This window comes from Asanoa sp. NPDC049475 (genome assembly GCF_040676915.1).
Lineage (GTDB): Bacteria > Actinomycetota > Actinomycetes > Mycobacteriales > Micromonosporaceae > Asanoa.
Genome location: NZ_JBFAPY010000005.1, coordinates 414020 through 438771, shown reverse-complemented (window position 1 = coordinate 438771; position 24752 = coordinate 414020). Strand labels below are relative to the sequence as shown.

Genomic DNA, 24752 nt, shown 5'->3' with positions numbered 1-24752 from the left:
ACGAGGGGTACGCCATGAGACCTACCGTGTTCCGTGTCCTATTGACGACCGTGCTGGCGACCGCCCTGACGACCGCGGGCTGCGGCAGCGGGTCGGACTCCGGCTCCGACTCCGGCACGAAGGCGGGGGACGCGCCGACGATCGCGCTGTTCCTGCCCGAGTCCAAGACCACCCGCTACGAGGCGTTCGACCGGCCGCTGTTCGAGGCCAAGGTCAAGGCCCTGTGCGCGGACTGCAAGCTGCTCTACAACAACGCCGACCAGGACGCCGGCAAACAGCAGCAGCAGGTCGAGGCCGCCCTCGCGCAGGGCGCCGACGTGCTGGTGCTCGACGCCGTCGACGCCGCCGCTGCCGCTTCGCTGGTCAACCAGGCCAAGGCCAAGAAGGTGCCGGTCATCGCGTACGACCGGCTGATCTCCGGCATCGCCTACGACTACTACGTGTCCTTCAACAACGTCCGCGTCGGCGAGGCGCAGGGCCAGGCGCTGCTGGACGCCCTCAACGCCAAGGGCACCGCCGACAAGGGCAAGATCGTGATGATCAACGGTGCGCCCACGGACCCGAGCTCCGCGGACTACAAGACCGGCGCGCACAACATCCTCGACGGCAAGGTCCAGATCGGACGCGAGTTCGACACCCCGGACTGGAGCCCGGACAAGGCCCAGCAGCAGATGGAACAGGCCATCACCGCGCTCGGCCGCGACAACATCGTCGGCGTGCTCTCCGCCAACGACGGCATGGCCGGCGGCGCGATCGCGGCGATGAAGCGGGCCGGCTACACCACCCTGCCGCCGATCACCGGACAGGACGCCGAACTGGCCGCCGTGCAGCGGATCCTGACCGGCGAGCAGTACATGACCATCTACCTGGACATCCGCAGCGAGGCCGAGAAGTCCGCCGAGCTCGCGGTCGGGCTGGCCAAGGGCGAGCAGGCCTCGGCGTCAACCAAGGTCAACAACGGGTCGGCCGACATCCCGGCGTTCCTGCTGGACCCGATCGCGGTGACCGCCGACAAGATCAAGGACACGATCGTGAAGGACGGCTTCTACCAGGCCAGCGAGATCTGTACGGGCGCCGTCGCCGCCGCCTGTGCCAAGGCGGGAATCCAGTAGATGTTCGCGGTGCGAGGCGTTTCCAAACGGTACGGTGCGGTGCGGGCGCTCGACGCGGTCGACCTGGACCTGAGCGCGGGCGAGGTCGTCGCGCTCGTCGGTGACAACGGCGCCGGCAAGTCCACCCTGATCAAGGTGATCTCCGGCGCGGTCACCGCGGACGAGGGGCAGCTCGAGCGCGACGGAGTGCCCGTCCAGATCAGCAACCCGCATCAGGCCAGAAGCCTCGGCATCTCGACGGTCTACCAGGACCTCTCGCTGTGCGAGAACCTCAACGTCATCGGGAACCTGTTCCTCGGCTCGGAACGGCGCCGCTGGTCGCTGCTGCGCAAGATCGAGATGGAACGGTCCGCGCGGGCGTTGCTGTCCTCACTGGACGTGCGCATCCAGGACATCGCCGTGCCGGTGGCGATGCTCTCCGGTGGCCAGCGCCAGTCCGTCGCGATCGCCCGGGCGCTGGTGGGCGACCCGTGGCTGGTCATCCTCGACGAGCCCACCGCCGCGCTCGGGGTCGAACAGACCGCGCAGGTGCTGGACCTGATCCGGCGCCTGCGCGACCGCGGCCTAGCCGTGCTCCTGATTTCACACAATCTCGCCGACGTCCGCGCCGTGAGCGACCGCACGGTCGTGCTGCGGCTCGGGCGCAACGCCGGCGAGTTCCGCACCGCCGACACCAGCCCGGAGGCCATCGTGGCAGCGATCACCGGAGCCGCCGCATGACCACCATCACCAAGTCGATCCGCTGGCCGGGCCGTTCGACCGAACGCGCGGTCAGACCCGGCGGCGTCGGCAGCTGGCCGGTCGTCGGCGGACTGGTCGCCATCGCGATCGTGTTCGGCTCGCTCAACGAGCAGTTCCTGTCCGCGGAGAACCTGACCAACCTCGCCCTGCAACTCGCCGCCACCGGGACGATCTCGCTGGGCATCATCATGGTGCTCCTGCTCGGCGAGATCGACCTGTCCGCCGGGTCGGTCAGCGGCCTGTGCGCGGCGGTCCTCGCGATCGTGCACGTCCGACATGGACAGTCGGCGTTGCTCGCGGTCGTCATCGCGCTCGCCCTGGCGGCGGCCATCGGCCTCGTGCACGGGCTCATGTTCACGAAGCTGCGCATGCCGTCCTTCGTGGTCACGCTCGCCGGCCTGATCGGCTGGCAGGGCCTGCTGCTGTACGTGCTGGGCCGCGGCGGCACCATCAACCTTCCGTTCGACGGCGTGATCGCCCGCCTCAGCGACACCTGGCTGCCGCCGTGGGCGAGCTGGCTCATCGTCGTGCTCGTCGTCGGCGTCGTGACCGGCAATGCCGTGCTCAACCGTCGGCTGCGCCGGCGCGCCGAACTGCCGCTGCAACCCCTGCTCGGCTCGGTCCTGCGCATCACCGGCCTCGCGGTGCTGCTCGGCGCCGCCGTGCTGGTGCTCAGCGCGGACCGCGGCGTACCCCTGCTGCTCGTCATCTTCGGCGCCCTGGTCGTGGCCCTCGACCTGGTGCTGCGCAACACCGTGTTCGGGCAGTGGATCTATGCCATCGGCGGCAACGCGGAGGCGGCACGACGGGCCGGCATCCCGGTCACCCGGCTGCGGGTCGTCGCGTTCGTCCTCGCGTCGACGCTGGCGGCGTTCGGTGGCCTGCTGGCGGCCAGCCGGCTCGCCGCGGTCAACCAGAGCTCGGGGGGCAGCGACACCCTGCTGATGGCCATCGCCGCCGCGGTCATCGGCGGCGTGTCGCTGTTCGGTGGCCGTGGCCGTCCGTACGCGGCCCTGCTCGGCATTCTCGTGATCCAGTCGATCACGAACGGGATGCTGCTGCTCAACGTGGACTCGTCGATCCGCTTCATGGTCACCGCCGTCGTGCTCGCGGCAGCCGTGGCCATCGACTCGCTGTCCCGTCGAGGCAGCGAGCAGTGACGGCGGCTCACGTGCTCGGCATCGACTTCGGGGGAACGAAGGTCGCGCTGGCCACGGCGGATCCAGGATGGTCGCCCGTGGTCTCCTCGGCCCGGCTGAGGATCCCGACGACCGGGAGCGCGAAAGAGGTGGTGCGGCGGTCATTGGAGGCCGCTCGCGACATGGTCGCCGCACCCCTCGCCGTCGGAGTGTCCACCTTCGGCGTCGTCCGCGACGAGCGGATCCGCCTCGCCCCGAACGTGCCGGGCTGGGAGGGCATGGAGCTGCCCCGGCTGCTGCGCGACGAGTACGGCGACACGCCGGTCGTCATCGACAACGACGTCAACGCCGCCGCCGCGGCCGAGCTGCGGTGGGGTGCGCTGCGCGGGGTCGACGTCGGCGTCTACCTCAACCTGGGCACAGGCCTCGCGGCGGCGCTCGTGGTCGACGGTCGGGTCGTGCGGGGTGCGCACGGCGCCGCCGGCGAGATCGGCTACCTGCTCGACCCCGCCCGCGACGACTGCTACGCCGACGGTGCCGCGCCGCTGGAGGAGCTCGTCTCCGGCAGCGCGCTGGCCAGCCAGGGGTCGGCCCTGGTGGGTCGCCCGGTCGCCGCCGCGGAGCTGTTCACCATGGCCGGCGACCCGCGGGTGGACGGGCTCATCGACGAGGCCCTGCGGAGGCTGGCGCAGGCCGTGGCCAACCTGTGCATCACGCTCGACCCGTCCCGGGTGGTCATCGGCGGCGGGATGATGGGCGCCGCCGAGCGCATCCTGCCCGCCGTCGCCGCGCTGCTGCCCCGGGCGGTCCCGTTCCCGCCCGAGCTGGTGCCGGCGACCTTCATCGACGACGCGCCACTTTTGGGCGCACTCGCGCTGGCCGTCGAGGCGGTCGTCTAGTCCACACCCTGGGCGCAGACCCGGAAAGGAGGAAGCACGGTCCGTCGGTATCGGAAAGCGTTCATCATGCCGAGGAGGCAACCCCCCAATGAACCGCAGACTCACCGTCGCAGCGGCCCTACCCGTACTCCTTGTCAGCTCGCTTCTCGCCCCTGTCCCCGCGACCCCCAGCAGTGCGGCCTCCGCCGGCGCCCCGTCGACCGTCGACCTCGCCGGCCAGTGGCAGGTGCAGAGCAGCACCGCCACCCCTGACACCGGCGACCTCATCTCCCGGCGCGCCTACTCGCCACACGGCTGGCTGCCGGTGCGCACCAACGACGCGCACGCGGTGGGCAGCGTCGTGGCGGCGCAGCTCCAGAACATCCCGCCGGACGACCAGTGCGGCGCGAACAACATCTTCTACTCGCAGAACCTCACCGCGTGCCAGGGACCACAGCCCGACGCGCACGGTGCTCCGAACGACCGGTACAACCACCCCTGGTGGTTCCGCACGGAGTTCAGCGCGCACCCGCAGCCCGGCCCGGACCGCAACGTGATGCTCGAGGTCCGCGGGATCATGGGCCAGGCCGACCTGTGGGTCAACGGCGTCCAGCTGGCCACCAAGGACGTCATCCAGGGCTCCGAGCCGGAGTACACATTCGACATCACCGACCTGGTCAAGGGCAACAGCCCGAACGCGCTGGCGTTCCAGATCTACCCGAACGTACCCGGGGAGATGTTGACCCAGGACTTCAACGACTGGACGCAGGCCGCCCGCGACCAGAACACGGGCATCAAGTACCCGGTCCGGCTGCACACGTCGGGCACGTTCCGGCTCGACGACGCGCACGTCGTGCAGGCCAACGCCGCCGACCTGAGCAGCTCCGACCTGACGGTCAAGGGCACGGTGACGAACACGTCCCGCTCGTCGCGGACCGCGACCGTCAACGCGACCATCACCGACCCGCAGGGCAAGCACCCGATCAACGTGCGCAGGACGATCACCCTGGGCGCCGGTGAGTCGAAGGACGTCGCCTTCGATCCGACCACCGACTCGGCGCTGCACGTGCGGCATCCGCAACTGTGGTGGCCGTACCAGATGGGTGACCAACCGCTCTACAAGCTGGCCATGAGCGTCTCGCGGGACCGGCTCGTATCGGACTTCGACTCGACGACGTTCGGGATCCGGACCATCTCCTCGTGGCTTTCGGCGCCGGGCACGAAGGCGTACGACGGGTCGCGGTGGTTCGCCGTCAACGGCAAGCCGTTCGTCTTCCGCGGCGGCGGGATGATGGACCAGGACATGTTCCTGCGCTACTCGAGCGAGAACATCGCCGACCAGATCCAGCTCATCAAGTCGATGGGGCTCAACGGGTTGCGGCTCGAGGGAGACGACCAGCCGGACGACTTCTACGAGCAGATGGACCGCGCCGGCCTGCTCATCTACGGCGGCTTCCTGTGCTGCAACTACTGGGAGGAAGGGTCGCGGTGGACCGCGAAGGACGAGGAGACGAACTACCGCACCGCGGTGGCCCTCGGCCGTCAACAGCGCAGCCACCCGAGCGTCGTGTTCTACAGCTGGAGCGACAACGTTCCCTCCGCGAGCCAGGAGGCGGGCGTCCTGCGCGGGTTCGCGGAGACCGACTTCGACGTGCCGGTGATGGCTTCGGCGGAGTACAAGTCCACGCCGACCCTCGGGCCGTCGGGGATGAAGGAGGGGCCGTACAACTGGTTCCCGCCGAGCTACGCGTACAGCTCGAACTGCCGCGGGCGCACCGGGAACGATCCCTGCACCAGTGGTGAGTTCGTCAACCGCGGTAGTGCGTGGGCGTTCCAGACCGAGTCCAGCCCCGGGTCGACGATTCCGACGCAGGACTCGCTCGACCGGTTCATGACGCCAGCCGACCAGAAGGCTCTGGTCACCTCGCCGAACCTGGCGCAGTTCAACTCGGGGCGGGGTGAGGAGTCCAGCGGGACGAGCTACTCGAGCTTCCAGCACGTCGGGGTGCTCGCGACCGCCATCTGTCACCGCTACGGGTCGTGGACGGCCAACCCGGTCACCTGCCCGACGAACCCGCCCGGCGCCACGGGCCTCTACAGCGACAACCCGAGCGTCGACGACTTCGTACGCAAGGCGCAGGCCACGAACTACGAGACGGTGCGGGCGCAGTTCGAGGCGTATCTCGACCACTCGACGAGGGCCGACTCACCGTCGACGGGGTTGGTCTACTGGATGATGAACAAGCCGATGCCGAGTCTGTTGTGGAACCTCTACGGGTACGACTTCGACCAGGCTGGCACGTACTTCGGGGCCAAGAAGGCGAACGAGTCGCTGCACGTGTACTACGCGTACGCGGCTCCGGAGGCCGATCCTGGCAACCGGACCGTCGGTGTGTCCAACTTGACCGGTCAGACGCAGGACGGGCTGTCGGTGACGGCGCGGACGTACGACATGAGCGGCAAGGTCCTGACGACACAGAACGCGTCCGGCATCAGCATGCCCAGCCAGGGCGTGATGAACCAGCTCCTGACGGTGCCGAACCCGACGCTCCCGGACGTCAACGGCACGCCGCAACGGACGTACTTCCTGGAGTTGCTCCTGAAGCGGGACGGGAAGGTCGTGGACCGCAACGTGTACTGGCTGTCGACGGTCAACGACGTTCCCACCTACACGGGAAGCGCGTACCCGAACCTGTCCACCTACGGGGACCTTCGTAACCTGCAGAGCCCGGCCGCGGATCCGGCCAACGGGCTGCTGCCGACGACGAAGATCCGCGCGACGGCGGTGACGCACCGGCAGTCGGGTCTGCCGAACGGGCAGGACACGGCCACGGACGTCACGCTGACGAACACCTCGAACACGGTGGCGTTCATGGTGCGGGTGGACGTGCATCGGGGCCATGGGTCCAGCCCTGGGTCGGGTGACAGCCAGGTCAGGCCGGCGTCGTACAGCGACAACTATGTGACGTTGTGGCCGGGCCAATCACAGACGATCACCCAGACGTACGCGGCGTCGGAGCTGAACCGGCAGGACCCGGTCGTGACCGTCAGCGGCTTCAACGTCGCGACCACGTCCATCAGCGGCGACTGCCACTGCGTCGCACAGGTCGGAGCCGAGCACTTCGGCAACGCCAACGGGTGGGCGGACGCGGGGTCCGCAACCCCTGGCGTGGCCAACACCCCGGAGAAGATGGCCGAGCTCAAGGAGCGCGTGACGGTCCAGTAAGTCGCTCGAAGGTGGCGGCCGCTCAACGCGGCCGCCACCTTCTTGCTTACCGGGCGCTGGGGCCGAGGTGTCCGGCTGATCCGCCGGCGGGTGCGGGTTCCTTCAGCTCGATGAAGAGCGTGTGTGTCGCGGTGTCGCCGATGTTCTCGCCGGCGTGTTCCTGGGCGCCGACCCAGCGGACCTCGCCGGCGGGCAGGTCGACGTCGACCCTGCGGCCGCCGGAGGCGACCTGGCGGCGGAAGGCGCTCAGCGTGACCATCACGCTGTCGGGGTGGCGGTGCACGTGCGTGCGGTCGCCGGGCTCGTCGCGGTATTCCAGGACCCGTACGCGCTCGTTCTCGAAGATGACCTTGTAGAGGGCGGGGTCGGTGACGGTCGGATCCATGGCGGGACTCCTCCCCGGCGGCTTATATGGGACTACGGTACCATGATGGTATGGCGATGCCATATGAGGCGAGTGGGCGAACAGCGCAGAAGTCACGCACCCGACTCGCACTGGTCACCGCCGCCCGCGACCTGCTCGCGGCCGGCCTGACTCCGCAGGTCGAGGACGCCGCCGCCCGGGCCGGCATCTCCCGCACGACCGCCTACCGCTACTTCGCCAACCAGCGCAGCCTGTTGCTGGCGGCCCAGCCCACGATCTCGCCGGACAGCCTGCTGCCGTCCGACGCGCCCACGGACCCGATCGCCCGCCTCGACCTGCTGATGACGGCGTTCGCCGACTACAACTTCACGTGGGAACCTCAACTGCGCGCCGCGCTGCGGTTGTCGTTGGAGCCGGCCGGCGACCGACCGGTGCTGCGTCGAGGACGCGCCATCGGCTGGATCGCCGAGGCCCTGGCGCCCTTGCGCGACAGCCACCCGCACGTCGACGTCGACCGGCTCGCGGTCGCGATCCGCTCGGCGACGGGCATCGAGACCCTGATCTGGCTCGTCGACATCGCCGGCTACTCCCCCGAGCAGGCCACCGACACGGTCAGGAACACCGCTCGCGCACTCCTCGAGGCCGCCACGATCACCGGCGATGCCGGCTGATCCGCGCACGTGTGGGTGCCGGCTCTTACGTGCGCTGGCACAAGGAGTCGAACACCATTCTGGCGAACTCGCCTAATGGTGAATCCCGGGACGCCGATCCAGTGACCGGATGAAGGCCTCCAGCGAGGGCTGGAGGCCTTCATGTCCCGCGCTGACCGCGTGCGGACCCGACCGGCGCGATCGCGGCGGACCGCCCGGTGCGCCGGCGGTAGTAGGCCCACGTGATCGCCAGCAGCAGCGGTCCCCACAGCAACAGCGGGACGTAGCAGGCGATCACCAACGCCTCCCACCACGCGTTGGTGAACTCCAGGCCCTGGCCCGGCGTGCCGGCGAGGGTGAGCCGGAAGAAGTTCACGGTGGCGAAAGTCCAGATGGCCGTCAAGGCGAGCGCTCCGGTCGCGGCCACGAGTGTGGTGGACCGTGGCGGCACGCGTCGGCCCCCGAGGACGGGTATCCGGCGCGGGAAGACCTCGCCCCAGGGTCGGACGAGACCGAGCGAGAGCAGGCTGACGCCCTCGGACAGTGCGGTCAGAGCGAGGACGTAGAAGACGCCCCAGCCCCGCACGAGCCCGGACGACGCGTCGACCCCGGCGGCCGAGCTGATGCCCATCGAGAAACCCAACGCCACGAAGACCCGCCACAGGCCAGAGGGCAGCACCAGCAAGGTGATCAGGTGCGCCGACCGCACCGCCCACCGACTCGGCGCGCGTCCCTCCGGAAAGCCCGTTCCCATGCGTTTGCTCACCCACTGGAGACGATATGCCCGCCGCTCCTATGAACGACGGTCATCCACGTCACATCGTCAGGCCTGGACGGCTGGCCGCAGGACCTCGACGCACCACTGGCGGAACGTCGTCGGCGTGCTGAGCTCCGGCGTACGCGTGACGCCTTTGTCCAGCCCGTTGTCCTTGGCGAGCGCCATGTCGAGCAGACCCTGAGCCATCGGCTCGGAGGTTCCGGCCTTCATAGCGCTCTCCTTGTACGCCTCGCCTGGAATCTGCTCGTAGCGCACCGGACGGCCCAGCACCTCGGAGATGATCACCGCCATCTCGTCGTAGGTCAGGTCGGCCGGGCCGAGCACCGGCACCTCCTCGAACCCCGTCCAGGTGTCGTCCCGCAGCAGCCGGGCGGCAACGGCGGCGATGTCCCGGGTGGCGACTGCCGGCGCCGGCAGGTCAGGCCGCGAAGGGCCGTAGAACACGCCCTGCGCGACGATCGAGGCGGCCTGCCACAGCGTGTTGTCCATGAAGGACGGCATCGTCAAAGCCCGGTACGGCACGCCCGTGGCGGCGATCAGGTCGTCCATGGCCAGCGTCGCGGTGACGTGGCCCGCCCGCCCGGCTACCGGCGTGCCCCGACCCAGCGCCGAAACGCCGACCACACGACCGACGCCCGACGACGTGAACGCCTCGACCGCCGGGCGTGCGAATCCCGAGTACGCCGCGTCGACGCTCTCGGCACGCGGGTTCGCCTGCACGAGCCAGAAGACGGCGCCGGCGCCGGCGAACGCGTCGGCCACGACCGCCGGGTCGGCGTGGGAGCCGCGTACGATCTCGACCCGCTCGGCCACGCCCGGCGCGAGCCGCGCCGGATCCCTGACCACGACGCGCACCGCCGCCCCGGCGGCGAGCAGGTCCTGCACCAGCCGGCTTCCGATCTTGCCGGTCGCTCCGGTAACCACAATCATCGTTCTGCCCTCGTTCGGTTCTGGAATGACGCAGTCCAGTACATGCGGGCACGGCTCTCGACGGAAAGATCGTTTCCGTCTGGATTGATACTCTGGCGGTATGAGTGACCTGGAGACCCGGCAACTGCGCTACTTCGTGGCGGTGGCGCAGGAGCGGCACTTCGGGCGCGCCGCCGAGCGGCTCGGCATGGCACAGCCGCCGCTGTCGCGCGCTGTCCGCGACCTGGAACGGCAGCTCGGCGTGCAACTGCTGATCCGCACCACGCGTCAGGTCACGCTCACGCCAGCCGGGGAGACACTGCTCGCCGACGCCCAGGTGGCGCTGGACGCCGTCGCGGCGGCCGAGCACCGGGCCCGCCACGCCGGACAGCCGGCACCGACACTGCGGCTGGCGCTCAAAGCCGACTACGACGCCGGACTGCTGCCGAAGATCCTGGACGCGTACGAGACCCTGCCCGTCGAGCTGCTCCTGGGTGGTCCCGGCGACCAGGTACGCGCGCTGCACCGCGGACGCGCCGACGTGGCACTGGTGCCGACGCCGTTCGACGACGGTGGGCTGGACACGGAGCCGCTGCTGGCCGGGCCGACCGTCGTGGCGCTGGCGGCCGCCGATCCGCTCGCCGCGCGAACGGCCGTGCGGCTGTCCGACCTGGCCGGGCGCCGGCTTCCGGACGGAACGGCGGCCGAGAACGGTCACCCACCGATGCCGCTGAACGGCCCCCGAAGAGACCTCTCACAGATCTTCAACCTGGTCGAGGTCGGCACCATCGTCTGGTTCCTGCCGGAGTGGGTGGCCCGACGCTTTCCTCGGCCGAACATCGCCTTTCGGCCCGTGGAAGAGCTGAAGCCGGTGACGCTGATGGTGGCGTGGCCGGCCGCTTCGCGGTCACCCGCGGTGGCTGCCTTCGTCCGCACCGCCACGCGGATCGCACAGGTGACCGTCGGCGACCAATGGCCCGCTCAGGCCGACGCAGCCTTGACAGCGGCTCCGGTGCGCAACCCGGCTCCTGGCTCGTAGCAGACGGGGATCGGACCCGTCAGCTCACCGACGAAAGCGCCGTCCACCTCGTCGAGGAATCCCATGAGCTGACTGTGCCCGTGGTCGTCGACGAGCAGCCGGGGTGCATAGAGGCCCGGGTGGTCGACGGGCTGCGCGGCGGCGATGTCCCAGGGTCCGAGCACACCCGGTGCGGGCACGACGAAGACGCGGTGCCGTGTCGGCGCCTGGTTGCTGCAGAACAGCAGCAGTGGCTGGCCATCGACGACCACGGCCTGTGGCACCTCGAGGTGTCCGAAGCCGGCGGGTGTGGTCAGCGGCGGCTGGACGGTCCAGGTGACGAGATCCGGCGAGGTGGCGTGACCGATGACCCCACGGCCCGCCGCGGGTCCAGCGTTGGCCCGGGCTGTAACCAACATGTGCCAGCCGTTGCCGGCGGGGTCCGGGTAGACCCACGGGTCGCGCCAGGCCTGCTCGTACCAGGCGTCCCGGTCGAGGACCTCGTACCAGGTGGGGTCCGCCTCGACCAGTGCCTGGGCGCCGTGCCGGTGCCAGGTCGTCAGGTCGTCGGAGGTCGCCAGTCCGATCCGTTGGACGAGGCCGTCGTCCCCACGGCCGACGCCGGTGTAGAAGAGATACCACCGACCGTCCGGGCCGCGGACGGTGCTGCCCGTCCAGGTCGCCAGGTCGTCCCAGCTCGGCGTGTCGGCCGGCACGAGCGCGTCGGCCACCAGCCGCCAGGAGCGCAGGTCGTCGGAGACGGCGTGGCCGATGGTGGCGCGGCGGTGGCGTCGGTCCGGGTCGAGCAGGGCCCGCGACGCGCGGAGGAAGAACACGTGCCAGCGCCCGTCGTCGTCGCGCGTGTACCAGCTGTCCCACACCCAATGGTCCGGCAGTCGTAGCATGGCGCGCAACGTACCAGGTGAATCGGTTTAGCAGTTAGCCGGCCGCAGCCGGGCCGATCGAGCGGCGACGGCGCAGCGGCATCGGGACCATGGCGCGCCCGGTCGGCTCGCGGTCGAGGAGCAGTTGGACGGCGCGGCGGCCCATCTGCTCGTGCGGAAGGGCGGCGGTGGTCAGCCCGGGCCGCAACCACGCGGCGATCGGGTCGTCGTCGAAGGACACCACCGAGACGTCCGCGGGCACGGACAACCCCGCCTCCTCGAGCGCCTGGTAGGCGCCGAACGCGAGCCGGTCGTTCATGCAGATGACCGCCGTGGGCCGGGTCGGCTTGCCTAGCAGCGAGCGCGTCGCGCGGTACCCGTGTTCGGGAAGCCATTCGCTGCAGTACGCCTCCGCGAGCACCGTCGCGCCGGCGACGGACAAGGCGTGCTCGATGCCGTCCATCCGCGCGCGGGCGGCGAGCGAGACCTCCGGCTCGTCCTCCTTGAGCCGGTTGCGGCCGATCACCGCGATCCGGTCGCGATGCCCCTTCTCGATCAGGGCGGTGGTCACCGTGCGGCCGGCCCGCTCGTCGTCGGGCAGCACACACGGCATCGGCTCGTCGAGGCTGGTCGCGTTGAGCAGGACGACCGGCCCGGCCCGGAGGGCCGACGGAACGTGCAGCCCCCGAGTGGCCATGGCGGCGTAGATCACCCCGTCGATCCCCCGGTCGAGCATCGCGTCGATCGCCTGTCTCTCGAAGCCCGCGTCGCCCTGCGTCTCGGTGATGAGCAGGACGTGGTCGCGCTCGCGGGCCGCGTCGATGGCGCCTCGGATCAGCCCGCCGGCGAAGCGGGTGCTCGCGACGATGTCGGAGACGAACGCGATGGTGGACGTCTTCCGCGTGCGCAGACTGCGCGCGGCGACGTTGGGCCGGTAGCCGAGCTCCTCCGCGGCGGCGAAGACCCGCTGGTGCGCCTCGGGGGAAAGCCGCGTCCCCTCCCGCCCGTTGAGCACCATCGACGCCGCCGCCTTCGACAGCCCTGCCAGGCGCGCGACGTCGGCCAGAGTCGCCCTGTTGCTGCCCATCGATCCTCCGAATCCCGCGGCACGTCTCCACACCATGGTCCCGCATCGGAGGATGACGGGCTGGTGGGCCGGCGACGCGGAGTCACCGGCCCACCAGGCCTGTCGGCTAGCGAACCCGCAGCCGCTGTTCCACCGCTGTGGCGGGACCGTATGTCGGGTCCCCGGAGTAGGCGAGGTGGACGAGGTGCGTCCCCGCCTCCATTCCGGTGGTCGGCAGGTGGACGACCGCGGAGCCGTGGGCCAGCGGAACGACCCGCGTGGTGCCGCCGAAGGTGACGGCGATCTCCCCGGTCGGCTTCGGATCCTTCTTGTGCCGGTGCTGGGCCCGCACCTCGACACTCAGCTCGAAGGTGCCGCCGGCGACGACCGATCCGGGCGCGGCCTTGGCCTTGACGACCACCCCCGCCGTGCCCGGGCGAATCAGCGTGACTCGCGCCGAGCCTGACTTGGTCCGGTCCACCACTGACGTCGCCACGACGGCGAGCGTCGCCGCGGTCTCGGCAGCGGCCACGGAGAGGACGCCGTCCGCGGAGATGGTCGTGCCGGCCGAGGCCGCTCCCTCGACGGACCAGGTCACGGCCGGGCTCACACCCGGATTTGTCGTCACCCGGGCGCTGAACCGCCGCTGCCAGTTCCAGCCGGTCGTCAGCGTCGTGGTCGCGGGCGTCACCGACACGGAGTCGACCCCCGACCACAGGTGGTCCCGGGCGAAGATGGTGAAGAGCTGACCCGCGGTCATGCCATCGTGCGCGCCGCGGACCTGGGTCGTGGCAGCGCCGAAACCGCGGGCCCGGAAGTTGTCGGCGATGGCGTTCTGCGCGTTGAGGTTGCCCTCGAAGACACCGTTGCCCAGGAACACGAAGAGGTCGTCGTCGCCGACCGCGGCGGCGATGGTGTCGTAGTCCTGCGCCGTGAGCGAGGGGTTGCCGGAGAAGTGTCCGTAGAACCCGAACGTCGTCGGATAGTTCCTGATGACGACGCCGCCCGTCATCCCGCCGTACGAGAACCCGGCGTAGGCCCGCCCGGTGCGCTCGGTCGAGACGTTGTAGTTCGCTTCGACCAGGGGCAGGATCGTCTGGACGAGGTTGTTGGCGGCGTTGGTCTGGTTGTAGGAGGCGAAGCCGAGGCTGGTGCCCGTGAAATGGTTGCCCATGGTGACGACCACCGTGGGTTCGATCTCGCCCTTGGCCGTCAGGTTGTCCAGGATGTTCGGCACGTTCGCCGGCACCATGAAGTCCGTCTCGTCGCCGAAGATGCCGTGGGCGAGATACGCGACCTTGTACGGCTCCGCGCGGTCGGCATCGTAGTCGGCCGGCAGGTAGATGCCGAGATAGTGGCCGCCGTCGCCGAGGATCGTGGTGTAGGGCACGTACTGGACGGTGCCCCGCTTCGCGCGGTCCGCGATCGGAAGCTCGTACTCCGCACGTTCCTTCAACACCGGGTCGTTCTGCTTCTCGGCGTAAGGAACGTAGACGGCGTCGAGAACGTCGTTGTTCCTGACGCGGAACGACGACTCGCCGGGGGGACGTGGTTTCGTCGAGGCCGGGTCCCAGATGCGTTTGTTCACCCAGCCCGCAGTCGGGTCCCAGACGCGAAGCCAGTAGCTGAGGCCGCCGGCGTGCAGCGGGACGGAGACCGACCAATAGCCCTGCGCGTCCTTGGTCATGTCCCGGAGGAACTCGGTGCCTCCGCAGTGGTACCGCCCCGGCTGCCAGTCTTCCGGCTGATACCGGGTGTTGCCGGTGCTGACATCCAGCAGCGTGAGGTCTCCGGCGAGGCGGACCTGCGTGGCGTTGGGATTGCGATAGACGAACGTGACGGTGTACCCCGTCGGTGAATGCGGATCCGCCTTGACGGTCGCACCCTCCACCACAGTGGACCGGCCTGCCGCGGAAGCGGGGGCGGAGCCGATGAGGCCCGCACCGATCGATCCGAGCGCGAGCAACGAGATCCCGCGCCCGAAGTCGCGCCTGGTGATCGCCTTCGTCATACGAACATGCTCCTTCGCTGTCCTGTGACTCGTCATCGCGCGAGGAGCCATCGCAGGATGGTCTTGTCCTCGTACGTGGGGGCGGCGGCGAGGTGCCGGTCCGGCTCGTAGAACGCCGAGTCGGCGTACTCCGTGTACTTGACCATCGCGTTCGCCTGGGCAGGGGTGTTCCCGAGTGCGATGTACGCGTTCCAGATGCGGTTGTACGACGCTTGACCCGTCGTGACCACGTTGAGGAGATGGTCATGGGTGCCGTGGGTGATCCAGACAGGGGTACCGGACGCCGCGATGGCGGTTGCCTGGGCCGCGCTCGCGGCGAAGCCTCCGGTGATCAGGGCGCCGTCGAAGAGACCTGGATAGGTGGCCAACGCTGACCACGCGAGCGTGGAACCGTACGAGACCGTGGACGCGTAGATCCGGTCCTGGTCGACCGAGAACTCGCCCGCGAAGGCGTTCAGCAACTCGACCATGACGTCGGCCTGAGCCGCGGCGGTCCCGACCCGTTGGTTCTGCGGCGCGAGCACGATGACGTCCTCGTCGGTGCCGGTCCACTTCTCCTGCTGCCACGCGGTCGCGGGGATGTCCGCCGCTATCTGCACCCCTTCGTTGGATCCGTTGAATCCCATGCCCTGCCCGGGCAGGATCACGACGACCGGGTACTTTCTGGCGGCGTCGTAGTCGTCGGGCAGGTGGTACGCGTACGGAATCATCGTGCCGGTGCTCGTGGTGAATCTTTTGTAGACAAAGTCGTCGGCCAGCAGGTTGATCGCGGGCTGGGTGGGTTTGTGTGCCTCGTCGGACGCCGGGGCGAGCACGGGACCGCGACCCTTTCCTTTGCCCGGCTGAGCGTAGACGTCGTGGTTCTGCACGACCTGCGTCTGCGGATCGGAATTGACCTTGACGTAGTTGCCCGTCGCCATCACGGTGTTGCCGCCAGGATCCGCGGTGGCGAGCTCGACGATGACGAAGTTGCCCGGATCGGACTGCTTGTCCACGTTCAGGTCCGGCGCTTCGTTCGTGTAGACCGCGACGATCGTGCGATCGGCTCGCTTCGTCGGGTCGGTGAGGTCGCCGACGGGGTTGAAGCGGAAGTTGTAGAGGCTGTCCGAGACCGTGTACGTATCGAGGTCAAGGGTCCGCGCGTTCACCGCCGACGAGTACTCGACCGCGACGGCCGTGACCTTCTGACCGAAGGCCAGGACCTGCGTGATCGGGACGACGTTCCGGATTCCTTCGCCGCCATGGCCGGGCGGCTTGGCGCCGGCCGTGCCAGGGGCGAGCAGGACCGCGCCGAACAGGACTGTGACCGCGGCCAAGGACGTTCGCTTCGACACTGGTTCGTCCCTTCGATCGATGCGCGACGCGCTCTCAGGAGGCGCCGTGGCAGGGACGCTACGCAACGCCCTCGAAACAATCAATAGACGAAAATATTCCAGTGCTGCAATGTCTTTACGACCAAACCGCCGTATATATCTGTCCACTTAGGGCATTCACGGGAGCCTTACCGCTGGCGCCGTTATGACGAAACAGCTATAAAGTACGGCTATGCCCACGACCTCCCGCGCTGCCCTCGACAGCGGCCTGTCCGGCACCGAGCGAGCCGTCCTCCGGGCCTTGTCGGACGGCCGGCAACGCACGATCGCCGAGCTCTGCGCCGAGCTTGCCGCCGCGCGCAGCAGTGTCGTGCACGCGCTGAATCGCCTTCGAACGGCGGGCACCGTGGTGGAGCATCCCTCCAGCCGCTCGGCGAGGGGCCGCCCGGCCCGCGGTTGGTCCGTCGCGGCCTCCCCCGGACTCCTCGCCGTGGTCCTCGCGGCAGCACACGGGTTCCTCGCCGGCGTGGTGCGACCTGACGGCGAGGTCCTCTCCGCGGTGCACGGCCCGGCGGACTTCACCCCGCCCGCGCGGGCTCTGGAGTTGCTCGATCGTGCCCTCGCCGACGCCGGTGTCACAAAGCGGCAGGTCGAGCTCGCCGTCCTCGGGCTGCCCGGCCCGTCGATGTTCGCTCGGACGCCCGGGCCGGACTCGCCCGCAGGCTCACACCTGCGCCGCTTCCGGGACTGGGACGGACGACCCGCCGCAGTTGTCGTGAGCGAGTTCCTCGGCCGTCCCGTCGTGTGCGAGAACGATGCCAACCTGGCAGCGCTCGGTGAGGCCGTCTACGGTGACGTGGCGGGTCTCGACACCGTGCTGCATGTCTCGCTCACACACGGGACGGGGGCCGGTCTGGTCATCGGGGGCAAGCTGCACCGTGGCGGATCGCGGCTGGCGGGTGAGGTCGGACATCTCCACGTCGACGACAGCGGGCAGCTGTGCGAGTGCGGTGCGCGCGGCTGCTTCTGGCAGACCACCAGCATCCCGGCGTTGCTCAGCGAGCTGGCCGTGGCTCATGGGAAGACGTTCACCGTGAGCGACCTCGACGCGGCGGCCGCGTTGGGAGAGCTCGAGATCATGCGCGCGCTCCGCGGGTTCGGCCGCTCCCTCGGCCGCCGCGTCGCCGACTTCGTCGTATTCCTGGACCCGCAAGCCATCGTCGTGGACGCCACCCTGGGAGCGGCCGCCGACGTCATCGCAGGCGGCATTCGCGAGGCGGTGGACCACTACACCCCGCCGATGATGGCGGCGTCGGTCAAGATCTCGTCCGGGTCGCTCGGCGCATCGGCACATCTGAAGGGGGCAGCGGCTCTCGTCCGCACGGAGCATCTCCTGGACGCCTCCCGCCACGCCTCGCGGGCTTCCGTCTAAAGTCTTGGTCGCGGTCCGGCTCGTGCCCGCCTGGCAAGACGAATCCCCGGGGGAAAAGTGCGGAAACTCGCCACTGTCACAGTGCTCTCCGTGCTCCTGTCCACCTCCGCCGCAGGATGTTTCCGCGGCTTCGGGTGCGTGCCCGGCGCGCCCGACGACATCACCGTGTCGGACCTGGCGGGCGTGTACACCGGCGATCACGGCGCGAGGATCGAGCTGGCGAAGGACGGCCGCTACAGCGCGAGCGATCTTCCGGAGCGCTCCGGCTACGCCGGCGAGGGAACCTGGACCCTCGACGTCGATTCGGAGACCACCGAGGACATGCGCCTCGGAGACCTTCAGTTGTGGATCTCAGGCGATCGAGACGCGCCGTGGCTCTACACGTTCGACGGTGACCCCGACAACTGCGACCTGGTCGAGTTCCGCAGGGCTGGCTGAGGTAGCGGCTCGTCGGCCGGCGCGCGCTCGGCCGCGTCCACGAGATAGCTCTGAATGCGGGTCAGCAGGCGATCGGCCTCGGCTGTGTGTGCGCTCGCGCCGTCGCGTTGGATGAGGTCGGCCAACGCCAGGGCTTCCCGTCGCAGCCTCGCGGGCGCCGAATGTTCTGCGTCGGCGGGTAGCTGGCGGACGGCGTCGGTGAGGTCGCTGAGCGTCTGGGCGAGCGGGCCGCTCGGCGGCGGAACGTTGGGTCGCATCCCGGGGCCAACCTTCTGGTGTGGGTATCGCTCAGGTTCCAAGGCTAATTATGCCGGATATCGAACCAGATAGGGTCAAAGTCCAGGTTTAGCCATGCTCAGGTACGCGGCACCGCGGTGACGACCACGTTGTCGCGGTAGTGGCGGGTGCGGGAGTCGAACGGGCCACCGCAGGTGATGAGCGTCAGCCGCACCGGGCCTTCCCGCGCGAAGTACTTCTGCAGCGGGATCGCCGTCTTGCGGTAGTGCTCGCGGGCCGTCACGCGGAACGTCCGGCTCTGCCCGTCCGGGCCGGTGAGCGCGACCTCGTCGCCCGCCTCGAGGGAGCCCAGGCCGAAGAACGCGCCCCGCCCCTCCGCGGCGCTGTCGACGTGCCCCGCGACGACGATCGAGCCGGCCGTCGCCGAGAAGCCCGGCCCGAACCGGTACCAGCCGACCTGGTCGACGCTCGGCGGCACCGCGAAGTCGCCGGTGTCCGGGTCGACACCGACGGCGTTGACCGTCGCCTTCAGCCCCAACGCCGGGATCGTCAGCCGAGTCGGTCCGTCCTCAGCCGCGGCCGTGGGTGCCGTGCCGTCCACGACGGGCAGCGGCGATGCGGTGGTGGTGGCGGCGGTCGGCGCGGCCACGGTAGGGCGACCGAAGTCGCCGGGTGGTGACGCCTGGCAGGCCGCCACGCCGGCACTTCCCGTCAGGACGAGGCCGACCGCCAGCAGGAGCAGGGCGCGCCCCGGCACAGGCCGGGGCGCGCCGACGGGTCCACTCACCAGCGGCCGGTCGCGAGCCGGGCGAGGCCGAGCAGGGCCAGCAGGATGCCGGCACCGCCGACGGCGTACCAGGGCAGCGGCAACCCCCGGTCGGCGCCGCCGCCGTCGCCGCTGGGCACGCCGCCCGGCGCCGAGTGCAGGCCGGTGATGCTCTGCGAGACCAGGCCGAGCGTCTTGTCCTCGGCCGAGCCCACCGCGTACACGATGGTGGCCGTGCCTTCCCGGAGGTCGAGGTCCGCCGGGCCGAGCACCCGGGTCGACGTGCCCGCGAGCACGGCGTCCGCGGACACCGTGCCCGCGTCGACGTCTGCCTTGGCCTCGTTCTGGTTCGTCAGGTCCTCGAAGACGGGCTCGCCGCCGGCGCGCACGTCGACCGCCGGTGCGGCGGCGGTGTGCCGCACGATGAGCCGGGCCTTGCCCGCGGCCAGCCTGGCCGTGTCGTTGACGAACGGCGTCAACGCGGGCTCGCCGTCCGCGCTGAGGTGGGCGACCAGGCTGATGCTCCCGTCGCCGGGAACGTCCGCGTCGTCGACGGTCAGCAGCGCGTCGGCGATCGCCTCACCGGGTTTGGTGAGCGCGATGTCGTACTGCCCGGCCGGCAGGCTCAGCGGACCCGCGACCTTGCCCGGCTGGAAGTCCGGGATGGCCTTGTCGCCGTTGACGTAGACGTCGACCGGCTGCCCCGGGATGCCGTGCACCACGAAGACTCGCGAGTTCGCCTTGGCGACGGCCGGGCCGGACAGGAACGCGCCGGTGGCGCCGAACGCGATCAGGGCTACCGCGCCGACCGTGGCCGCGCGGCGAAGGTGCAGGATACGCATGGAGACACCTCGAACAGATCGTCGTGAATTCCGTACGCCCTGGTCTTCGTCGCGGCAGCCGCCGCTGGATGCGCCCGCACGGTAGAAAAATCGGTGCATCCATTTCAGGCCCGCGGAGCGAATGAGAAAGAGAGCGCTGCCCGGGAGGAGGTCGATGGTTTCCGACGACGAGCTCGCCGAGCGCTTGCGCGCCGGTGACGAGAAGGCGCTGCGCACGGCGTACGAACGGCACGGCGCCGCGGTGCTCTACCTGGCCCAACGCCTGTTGAGCAGCCGCGCCGACGCCGAGGACGTCACGCAGCTGACGTTCGTGGCGGCGTGGGCCGGGCGGGACACGTTCGACGCGCGACGTGGCACGCTGCTGGGTTGGCTGCTCGGGATCGCACGACGCAAAGCCATCGACCGGATCCGGTCGACCGCCCGCGACGACCGGATCACGCAGACCGTCGGCGCCCAGCTCGTCACGCCCGACCAGGCCGAGCTTCCGGAGCGGATCGTCGACCGGCTGGTGGTGGCCGACGAGCTCGGCCGGCTGCCGGCCGAGCAGCGGCGCACGCTGGAGTTGGCCTTCTTCGACGACCTGACCCATCCACAGATCGCGGCCGTCACCGGGCTCCCGCTCGGTACGGTCAAGAGCCATATTCGCCGTGGACTGGCGAACCTGCGACGTCGTTGGGAGGTGGACGGTGCAACATCTGGATCCCGATCGGCTGGTCCTTCTCGCGCTCTCTGAGGAGACCGTGGGCACTGCGGATTTCGACCACCTGGCTCAGTGCGCGGTCTGCCGCCACGAGCTCGACACGTTGCGTACCGTCGCCGACCTGGGCACCGAAAGCCAGGACGTGTGTGACCTGCCCGCGCCGCCCGAGCGGATCTGGCAGTCCATCGAGGCCGGCATCGCCGGGCAGCCCCACGCACCCGGGCCGGACCTCGCCGACCGCGGGCGGCGGCCGACCCGGCCCAGGCCGCGCTGGCTGATGCCGGTGCTCGCCGCCGCGGCGGCAGCGGTGCTCGCGGTCGCCGGAACGGTGGCGGTGGACCGGCTGTCGCACCGGGCACCGGCGGAGACGGTGACGGCCCGGGCCACCCTCTCGCCGCTTCCGACCGTGCCCTCGGCCGCGGGCGGGACCGTGCAGGTGCTGGCCGCCGGCGAGATGCGCGTCGACGTGCGGAACCTGCCGCTGACGACCGGCTTCCACGAGGTGTGGCTGATCGACCCGGACGACCCCACGAGGATGGTCGCGATCGGCAACCTCACCGACCGGCCGGACGTGGTGCTCCCGGTGCCACCGGGCATCGACATGAACCGCTACCGGCTGGTCGACATCAGCGACGAGCCACACGACGGCGACGCCGCACACTCGGGCCGCAGCCTGCTGCGCGGAACGCTCACGTACTAGGTGCATCCCGGGCGGGTCGGCGTGGGCCTGTTCAGCTGGCGACGCGACGCGATCAGGACGGTGGTCCGGAGCGGTGGGGACGCACCACCGCCACCGGGCAGTGGGCGTGGTGCACGAGCGCCTGGCTCACCGAGCCCAGCAGCAGCCCTGTGAAGCCGCCTCGTCCCCGCGCCCCGACGACGACCAGCGCACTCTGCCGGGTGGCTTCGACGAAGACCGCCTCCGCGCTGGCTGTCGGCCCGGTGTGCCCTGGCCATGCCGGCTCGTCCAGCTTCACGCACCGCGCGCGTCTGCGGACGCTGACGTCGGGATACCGGGCCACCCATGGAGAGACCGCGGCGTTCAGCAGCCCCTCGGCCCGCGCCGCGGAGCCGTCGTCGGTCGGCAGGTAGACGTGGACCGCTTCCAGCGGCAAGCCGCGTCCGGCCGCCTCCTCGAACGCGAAACCGACGACGGCGTGGCTGCCCGCCGCACCGTCGACACCGACGACCACTGGCGCGCTGCGTGCCCGTTCCTCCGCCGGTCCATGCACGACGACCGGACTGTCGGCGTACGCGGCGACCTGCGAGCCGACCGACCCGAGCAGCAGTTCCGGGAATCCGCCCAGCCCTCGGTGGCCCACCACGACCGCGGCGGCCGTCCTCGATGCCTCGATCAGCACGTTCGCACCGCTGCCGGGCATCAGCACTGTGCGCACCGGCAGCCGCGGGAACTCGGCGCCGAGAAGCTCCAGCGCCTTCCGCATCACCGACCCGCCCTCGTCGCGCGGGTCCGGCAATGCGACGGGCAGCGCCATCGGGCCGAGGACGCCGTAGCCGAGCGGGTCGATGAACCCGTGCATCAGGGTCAGCGGCAGCCCTCGCCGGCTGGCCAGACCCCCGGCGAAGGCGGCAGCGGCCACACTGGCCGCCGAGCCGTCGACACCCGCGACCACGGTCCTGTTCGCAGGCGCCCGCGCTGCGGCGTCGTCCGCCTCGGCGACGTGCTCCACGTCCCCCTGGGAGGTCTGTCCTGGGCTGATCGGCGCAGGCGAGCCGTCGTACCCCCCGAGCACCTGGATTCGCATGGCCCCCCTCGACGTCAGGCGGTGGTTCCCACCGGCTAGACCTTGCCCTGTAGGCCAGCATGGCCCGCTCCGCTCGCGCTGAACCGGGGCATTTGACCATCCTCGGCCTGCCATTGGTCCTGGACCGCCCGATAACGCCGACAGGATGGGTCGAAGCCGCGGTCCCAGGGCCTCCGAAGACTCTCATTCAATTCTCATCCAGGCGCGCTATCACGGCATCGGGCGGCATATCGGCTGCTAGATCAGGACGGCAGGGGTTCAAGTGCGCATTTTGGTCGTCGACGACGAGGCAGCGGTAAGAGACGCTCTGTCCCGTTTGCTGCGTTTCGAGGGCTACGACGTCTGTCTGGCCGATGACGGCGACTCCGGCCTGCGTCAGGTCCGCAGCCAAGGGCCGGATGCGGCGGTCATCGACGTGATGATGCCGCGACGCGACGGACTGTCGATGTGCCGTGCGCTGCGGGCGGACGGCAATCCGGTGCCCGTGCTGCTGCTGACCGCACGCGAGAGCGTCTCCGACCGGGTCGCCGGCCTCGACGCCGGTGCCGACGACTACCTAGTGAAACCATTCGCCTCGCCGGAGCTGCTGGCCCGCCTGCGCGCCCTGCTGCGCCGCTCCGGCCCCGCGGAGGGCAGCGCCGCCGGCCCGCCGTTGCGACACGGGGACCTGTCGCTGCATCCCCTCACCCGGGAGGCTCGCCGAGGTGACCGGCCGATGCAGTTGACCCGCACCGAGTTCACCATCCTGGAGACCTTCCTGCGCCACCCGCGGCAGGTCCTCACCCGACCGGTGCTCTTCCACCATGTCTGGGGGTACGACCTGGACATCGCCTCGAACACCCTGGACGTCTACATCGGCTACCTGCGTCGCAAGCTGGAGGCCGGAGGCGAGCCTCGACTCCTGCACACGGTCCGCGGCGTGGGCTACGTCCTCCGCGGCGGTGCGCCATGACCGGCGGGCGCGCACCGCGCGCGTTCGCGCTTGCGGGCCGGCTGCGCTGGCATGCGCTGACGCTGCGGTCCCGGATCGCGTTGATCTCGGCCACCGCGGTGGCGATCTCGGTCGTCGCGGTCTCCGGGGTCGTCTTCCTCGTGTTGTCCAGCCAGCTCCATAGTCAGCTGGACAACCAGCTCGTGGCCGACTCCCACACCGTGGCGGATGCTCACCAGGCCGAGCTCGGTGTCCCGAACAGCGGTAGCGTCGTGGACCCGGACGGCGACCACGACCATGACATCGGTCCGCGTGTACAACTGCTCGACGCGACGGGCCGGCCGAGGCCGTCGGGCGATGGCAGCCGATCGTTGCCGGTGACGGCCGCGGCGCTCACGGTCGTGCACGGCGAACGGGTGCGGGCCTTCGAGGACGTCCACGTCGACGGCCAGGAGTACCGGATGCTCACCGCGGCGAGCGAGCACGGCACGACGGTGCAGGTCGCGGCCGATACCGGAGCCGTCGAACACCCGCTGGCGCGGATCGGCGTGATCCTCGTTCTGGTCAGCACCGCAGGAGTGGGGGTCGCCACGGCGCTCGGGTTCCTTGTCGCCCGCACCGCCCTGACCCCCGTGCACCGGCTCACCCACGCGGTCGAACACGTCGCCGTCACCAACGACCTGACCGGAACGATCAGCGTCGAGGGACGTGACGAGATCGCCAGGCTCGCCGCGGCGTTCAACGCGATGCTCGGCGCGCTGGGCGCCTCCCGTGCCGCCCAGCGGCTGCTGGTGGAGGATGCCGGCCATGAGCTGAGAACGCCACTGACCAGCCTGCGCGCCAACATCGAGCTGCTCGACCGGGCTGACAGGTCGGCCGGAACCGGACGCGTCATGTCGGCGCAGGACCGTTCCGCCCTGCTGCGGGACCTGGACGTCCAGGTGACGGAGTTGACCGAGCTGGTCGGCGAGCTCGTGGACCTCGCACGCGAGGACAGCGGCGAGGTGATCGAGCGGGTCGATCTGGCCGACCTAGTCGGTGTGGCGGCGCAGCGGGTCCGGCAGCGTTGGCCGGAAGTGCCCTTCGTCGTCGACCTCGCCCCGGTGACCGTGCCAGGACGACCGGCATCGCTGGAGAGGATGGTCGCCAACCTGCTCGACAACGCCGCCAAGTGGGGCGGCGCCAGTGGCCCGGTCCGGGTGGTCCTGCGCCTCGTCGACCCGGCTGGCGGAGGCGGTGGCCCCGGCATCCGGCCGGGCGGACCAGGCGCGGAGTTGACGGTGGCCGACTCCGGCCCCGGCATCGACCCCGACGACCTGCCACACGTCTTCGAACGGTTCTACCGGGCCACGGCGGCGAGGGCCATGCCCGGGTCAGGACTGGGATTGGCGATCGTGGCCCAAGCGGTGAAGTTGCACGACGGAACGGTCAAGGCTGGCCGCTCGGCCACCGGCGGCGCGCTGTTCACCGTCCACCTGCCGGCCCTGTCCACCTGGCCCCCGGATGCCGACCCGAAGCGCGGCGGATCCTCATCGAGGTCTTAGACTTCCG

General features: G+C 70.2%; 23 protein-coding genes. 13 read left to right on the top strand and 10 right to left on the bottom strand.

Annotation, left to right across the window (positions count from 1 at the left end; translation table 11 throughout):
- Positions 1–14: 14 nt before the first annotated feature.
- From AB0J88_RS22010 to AB0J88_RS21990, 5 genes are all read left to right on the top strand, one after another.
- Positions 15–1112: a sugar ABC transporter substrate-binding protein gene (locus AB0J88_RS22010; protein ID WP_364360946.1), complete on the top strand. Its 1098-nt coding sequence runs from the start codon at positions 15–17 to the stop codon at positions 1110–1112.
- A complete protein-coding gene (locus AB0J88_RS22005) occupies positions 1113–1832 on the top strand; it encodes an ATP-binding cassette domain-containing protein (RefSeq protein WP_364360948.1) in 720 nt (239 codons plus the stop codon).
- A complete protein-coding gene (locus AB0J88_RS22000; protein ID WP_364360950.1) occupies positions 1829–3013 on the top strand; it encodes a sugar ABC transporter permease in 1185 nt (394 codons plus the stop codon). The genes AB0J88_RS22005 and AB0J88_RS22000 overlap by 4 nt, the downstream gene beginning before the upstream one ends.
- Positions 3010–3891 carry an ROK family protein gene (locus AB0J88_RS21995; RefSeq protein ID WP_364360952.1) on the top strand — a complete coding sequence of 294 codons (882 nt, stop codon included), beginning with the start codon at positions 3010–3012 and terminating at the stop codon, positions 3889–3891. Before AB0J88_RS22000 ends, AB0J88_RS21995 begins: the two co-directional genes overlap by 4 nt.
- Before the next feature lie 88 nt (positions 3892–3979).
- Positions 3980–7096 (top strand): beta-mannosidase, encoded by a 3117-nt coding sequence (locus tag AB0J88_RS21990; protein WP_364737968.1) that lies wholly within the window; start codon positions 3980–3982, stop codon positions 7094–7096.
- Positions 7097–7142: 46 nt separating this feature from the next.
- On the opposite strand, the gene AB0J88_RS21985 is transcribed toward AB0J88_RS21990, so the two are convergent.
- Complete coding sequence (locus AB0J88_RS21985; RefSeq protein ID WP_364362204.1) at positions 7143–7481, bottom strand: cytoplasmic protein; 339 nt, start codon at positions 7479–7481, stop codon at positions 7143–7145.
- Positions 7482–7531: 50 nt separating this feature from the next.
- Here AB0J88_RS21985 and AB0J88_RS21980 point away from each other — a divergent pair, with 50 nt between their 5' ends.
- Positions 7532–8131, top strand: a complete 600-nt coding sequence (locus AB0J88_RS21980) for a TetR/AcrR family transcriptional regulator (protein ID WP_364362203.1) — start codon at positions 7532–7534, stop codon at positions 8129–8131.
- A gap of 139 nt (positions 8132–8270) precedes the next feature.
- Here the strand turns inward: AB0J88_RS21980 and AB0J88_RS21975 are convergent, their stop codons facing one another.
- Positions 8271–8876, bottom strand: a complete 606-nt coding sequence (locus AB0J88_RS21975; protein WP_364362202.1) for a hypothetical protein — start codon at positions 8874–8876, stop codon at positions 8271–8273.
- 57 nt (positions 8877–8933) lie between these two features.
- Positions 8934–9818, bottom strand: a complete 885-nt coding sequence (locus AB0J88_RS21970) for an NAD(P)H-binding protein (protein WP_364362201.1) — start codon at positions 9816–9818, stop codon at positions 8934–8936.
- A 100-nt stretch (positions 9819–9918) separates the two neighbouring features.
- On the opposite strand from AB0J88_RS21970, the gene AB0J88_RS21965 reads away from it, so the two are divergent.
- Entirely contained in the window at positions 9919–10836 is a 918-nt protein-coding gene (locus tag AB0J88_RS21965; protein WP_364362200.1) for a LysR family transcriptional regulator, read from the top strand.
- Here the strand turns inward: AB0J88_RS21965 and AB0J88_RS21960 are convergent.
- From AB0J88_RS21960 to AB0J88_RS21945, 4 genes are all read right to left on the bottom strand, one after another.
- On the bottom strand, positions 10779–11720 hold the full coding sequence (locus tag AB0J88_RS21960; RefSeq protein WP_364362199.1) for a family 43 glycosylhydrolase: 942 nt from the start codon (positions 11718–11720) through the stop codon (positions 10779–10781). The genes AB0J88_RS21965 and AB0J88_RS21960 overlap by 58 nt on opposite strands.
- A 34-nt stretch (positions 11721–11754) precedes the next feature.
- The gene (locus AB0J88_RS21955) at positions 11755–12786 is read right to left on the bottom strand and encodes a LacI family DNA-binding transcriptional regulator (RefSeq protein ID WP_364362198.1); all 1032 of its coding nucleotides are present in this window, start codon (positions 12784–12786) and stop codon (positions 11755–11757) included.
- Positions 12787–12892: 106 nt separating this feature from the next.
- Positions 12893–14776: an alpha/beta hydrolase-fold protein gene (locus AB0J88_RS21950; protein ID WP_364362197.1), complete on the bottom strand. Its 1884-nt coding sequence runs from the start codon at positions 14774–14776 to the stop codon at positions 12893–12895.
- Positions 14777–14808: 32 nt separating this feature from the next.
- Positions 14809–16110 (bottom strand): hypothetical protein, encoded by a 1302-nt coding sequence (locus AB0J88_RS21945; RefSeq protein WP_364362196.1) that lies wholly within the window; start codon positions 16108–16110, stop codon positions 14809–14811.
- Positions 16111–16321: 211 nt separating this feature from the next.
- Between AB0J88_RS21945 and AB0J88_RS21940 the strand changes: the two genes are divergently transcribed.
- Positions 16322–17521 carry an ROK family protein gene (locus AB0J88_RS21940; protein WP_364362195.1) on the top strand — a complete coding sequence of 400 codons (1200 nt, stop codon included), beginning with the start codon at positions 16322–16324 and terminating at the stop codon, positions 17519–17521.
- A gap of 90 nt (positions 17522–17611) precedes the next feature.
- On the top strand, positions 17612–17959 hold the full coding sequence (locus AB0J88_RS21935) for a hypothetical protein (protein ID WP_364362194.1): 348 nt from the start codon (positions 17612–17614) through the stop codon (positions 17957–17959).
- 355 nt (positions 17960–18314) lie between these two features.
- Here AB0J88_RS21935 and AB0J88_RS21930 read toward each other — a convergent pair whose 3' ends face one another.
- Both AB0J88_RS21930 and AB0J88_RS21925 read right to left on the bottom strand, forming a co-directional pair.
- Positions 18315–18983, bottom strand: coding sequence for a class F sortase (locus AB0J88_RS21930; RefSeq protein WP_364737965.1), 669 nt, complete (start codon positions 18981–18983; stop codon positions 18315–18317).
- Entirely contained in the window at positions 18980–19804 is an 825-nt protein-coding gene (locus AB0J88_RS21925) for a DUF4397 domain-containing protein (protein WP_364361487.1), read from the bottom strand. Before AB0J88_RS21925 ends, AB0J88_RS21930 begins: the two co-directional genes overlap by 4 nt.
- 154 nt (positions 19805–19958) lie before the next feature.
- On the opposite strand from AB0J88_RS21925, the gene AB0J88_RS21920 reads away from it, so the two are divergent.
- Positions 19959–20537: a sigma-70 family RNA polymerase sigma factor gene (locus tag AB0J88_RS21920; protein ID WP_364361489.1), complete on the top strand. Its 579-nt coding sequence runs from the start codon at positions 19959–19961 to the stop codon at positions 20535–20537.
- 7 nt (positions 20538–20544) lie between these two features.
- On the top strand, positions 20545–21204 hold the full coding sequence (locus AB0J88_RS21915; protein ID WP_364361491.1) for an anti-sigma factor: 660 nt from the start codon (positions 20545–20547) through the stop codon (positions 21202–21204).
- 52 nt (positions 21205–21256) lie between these two features.
- Here the strand turns inward: AB0J88_RS21915 and AB0J88_RS21910 are convergent, their stop codons facing one another.
- Positions 21257–22270: a universal stress protein gene (locus AB0J88_RS21910; RefSeq protein WP_364361493.1), complete on the bottom strand. Its 1014-nt coding sequence runs from the start codon at positions 22268–22270 to the stop codon at positions 21257–21259.
- A gap of 262 nt (positions 22271–22532) precedes the next feature.
- Between AB0J88_RS21910 and AB0J88_RS21905 the strand changes: the two genes are divergently transcribed.
- The gene (locus tag AB0J88_RS21905; protein WP_364361495.1) at positions 22533–23222 is read left to right on the top strand and encodes a response regulator transcription factor; all 690 of its coding nucleotides are present in this window, start codon (positions 22533–22535) and stop codon (positions 23220–23222) included.
- Positions 23219–24745, top strand: a complete 1527-nt coding sequence (locus tag AB0J88_RS21900; RefSeq protein WP_364361497.1) for a HAMP domain-containing sensor histidine kinase — start codon at positions 23219–23221, stop codon at positions 24743–24745. The genes AB0J88_RS21905 and AB0J88_RS21900 overlap by 4 nt, the downstream gene beginning before the upstream one ends.
- Positions 24746–24752: the final 7 nt, after the last annotated feature.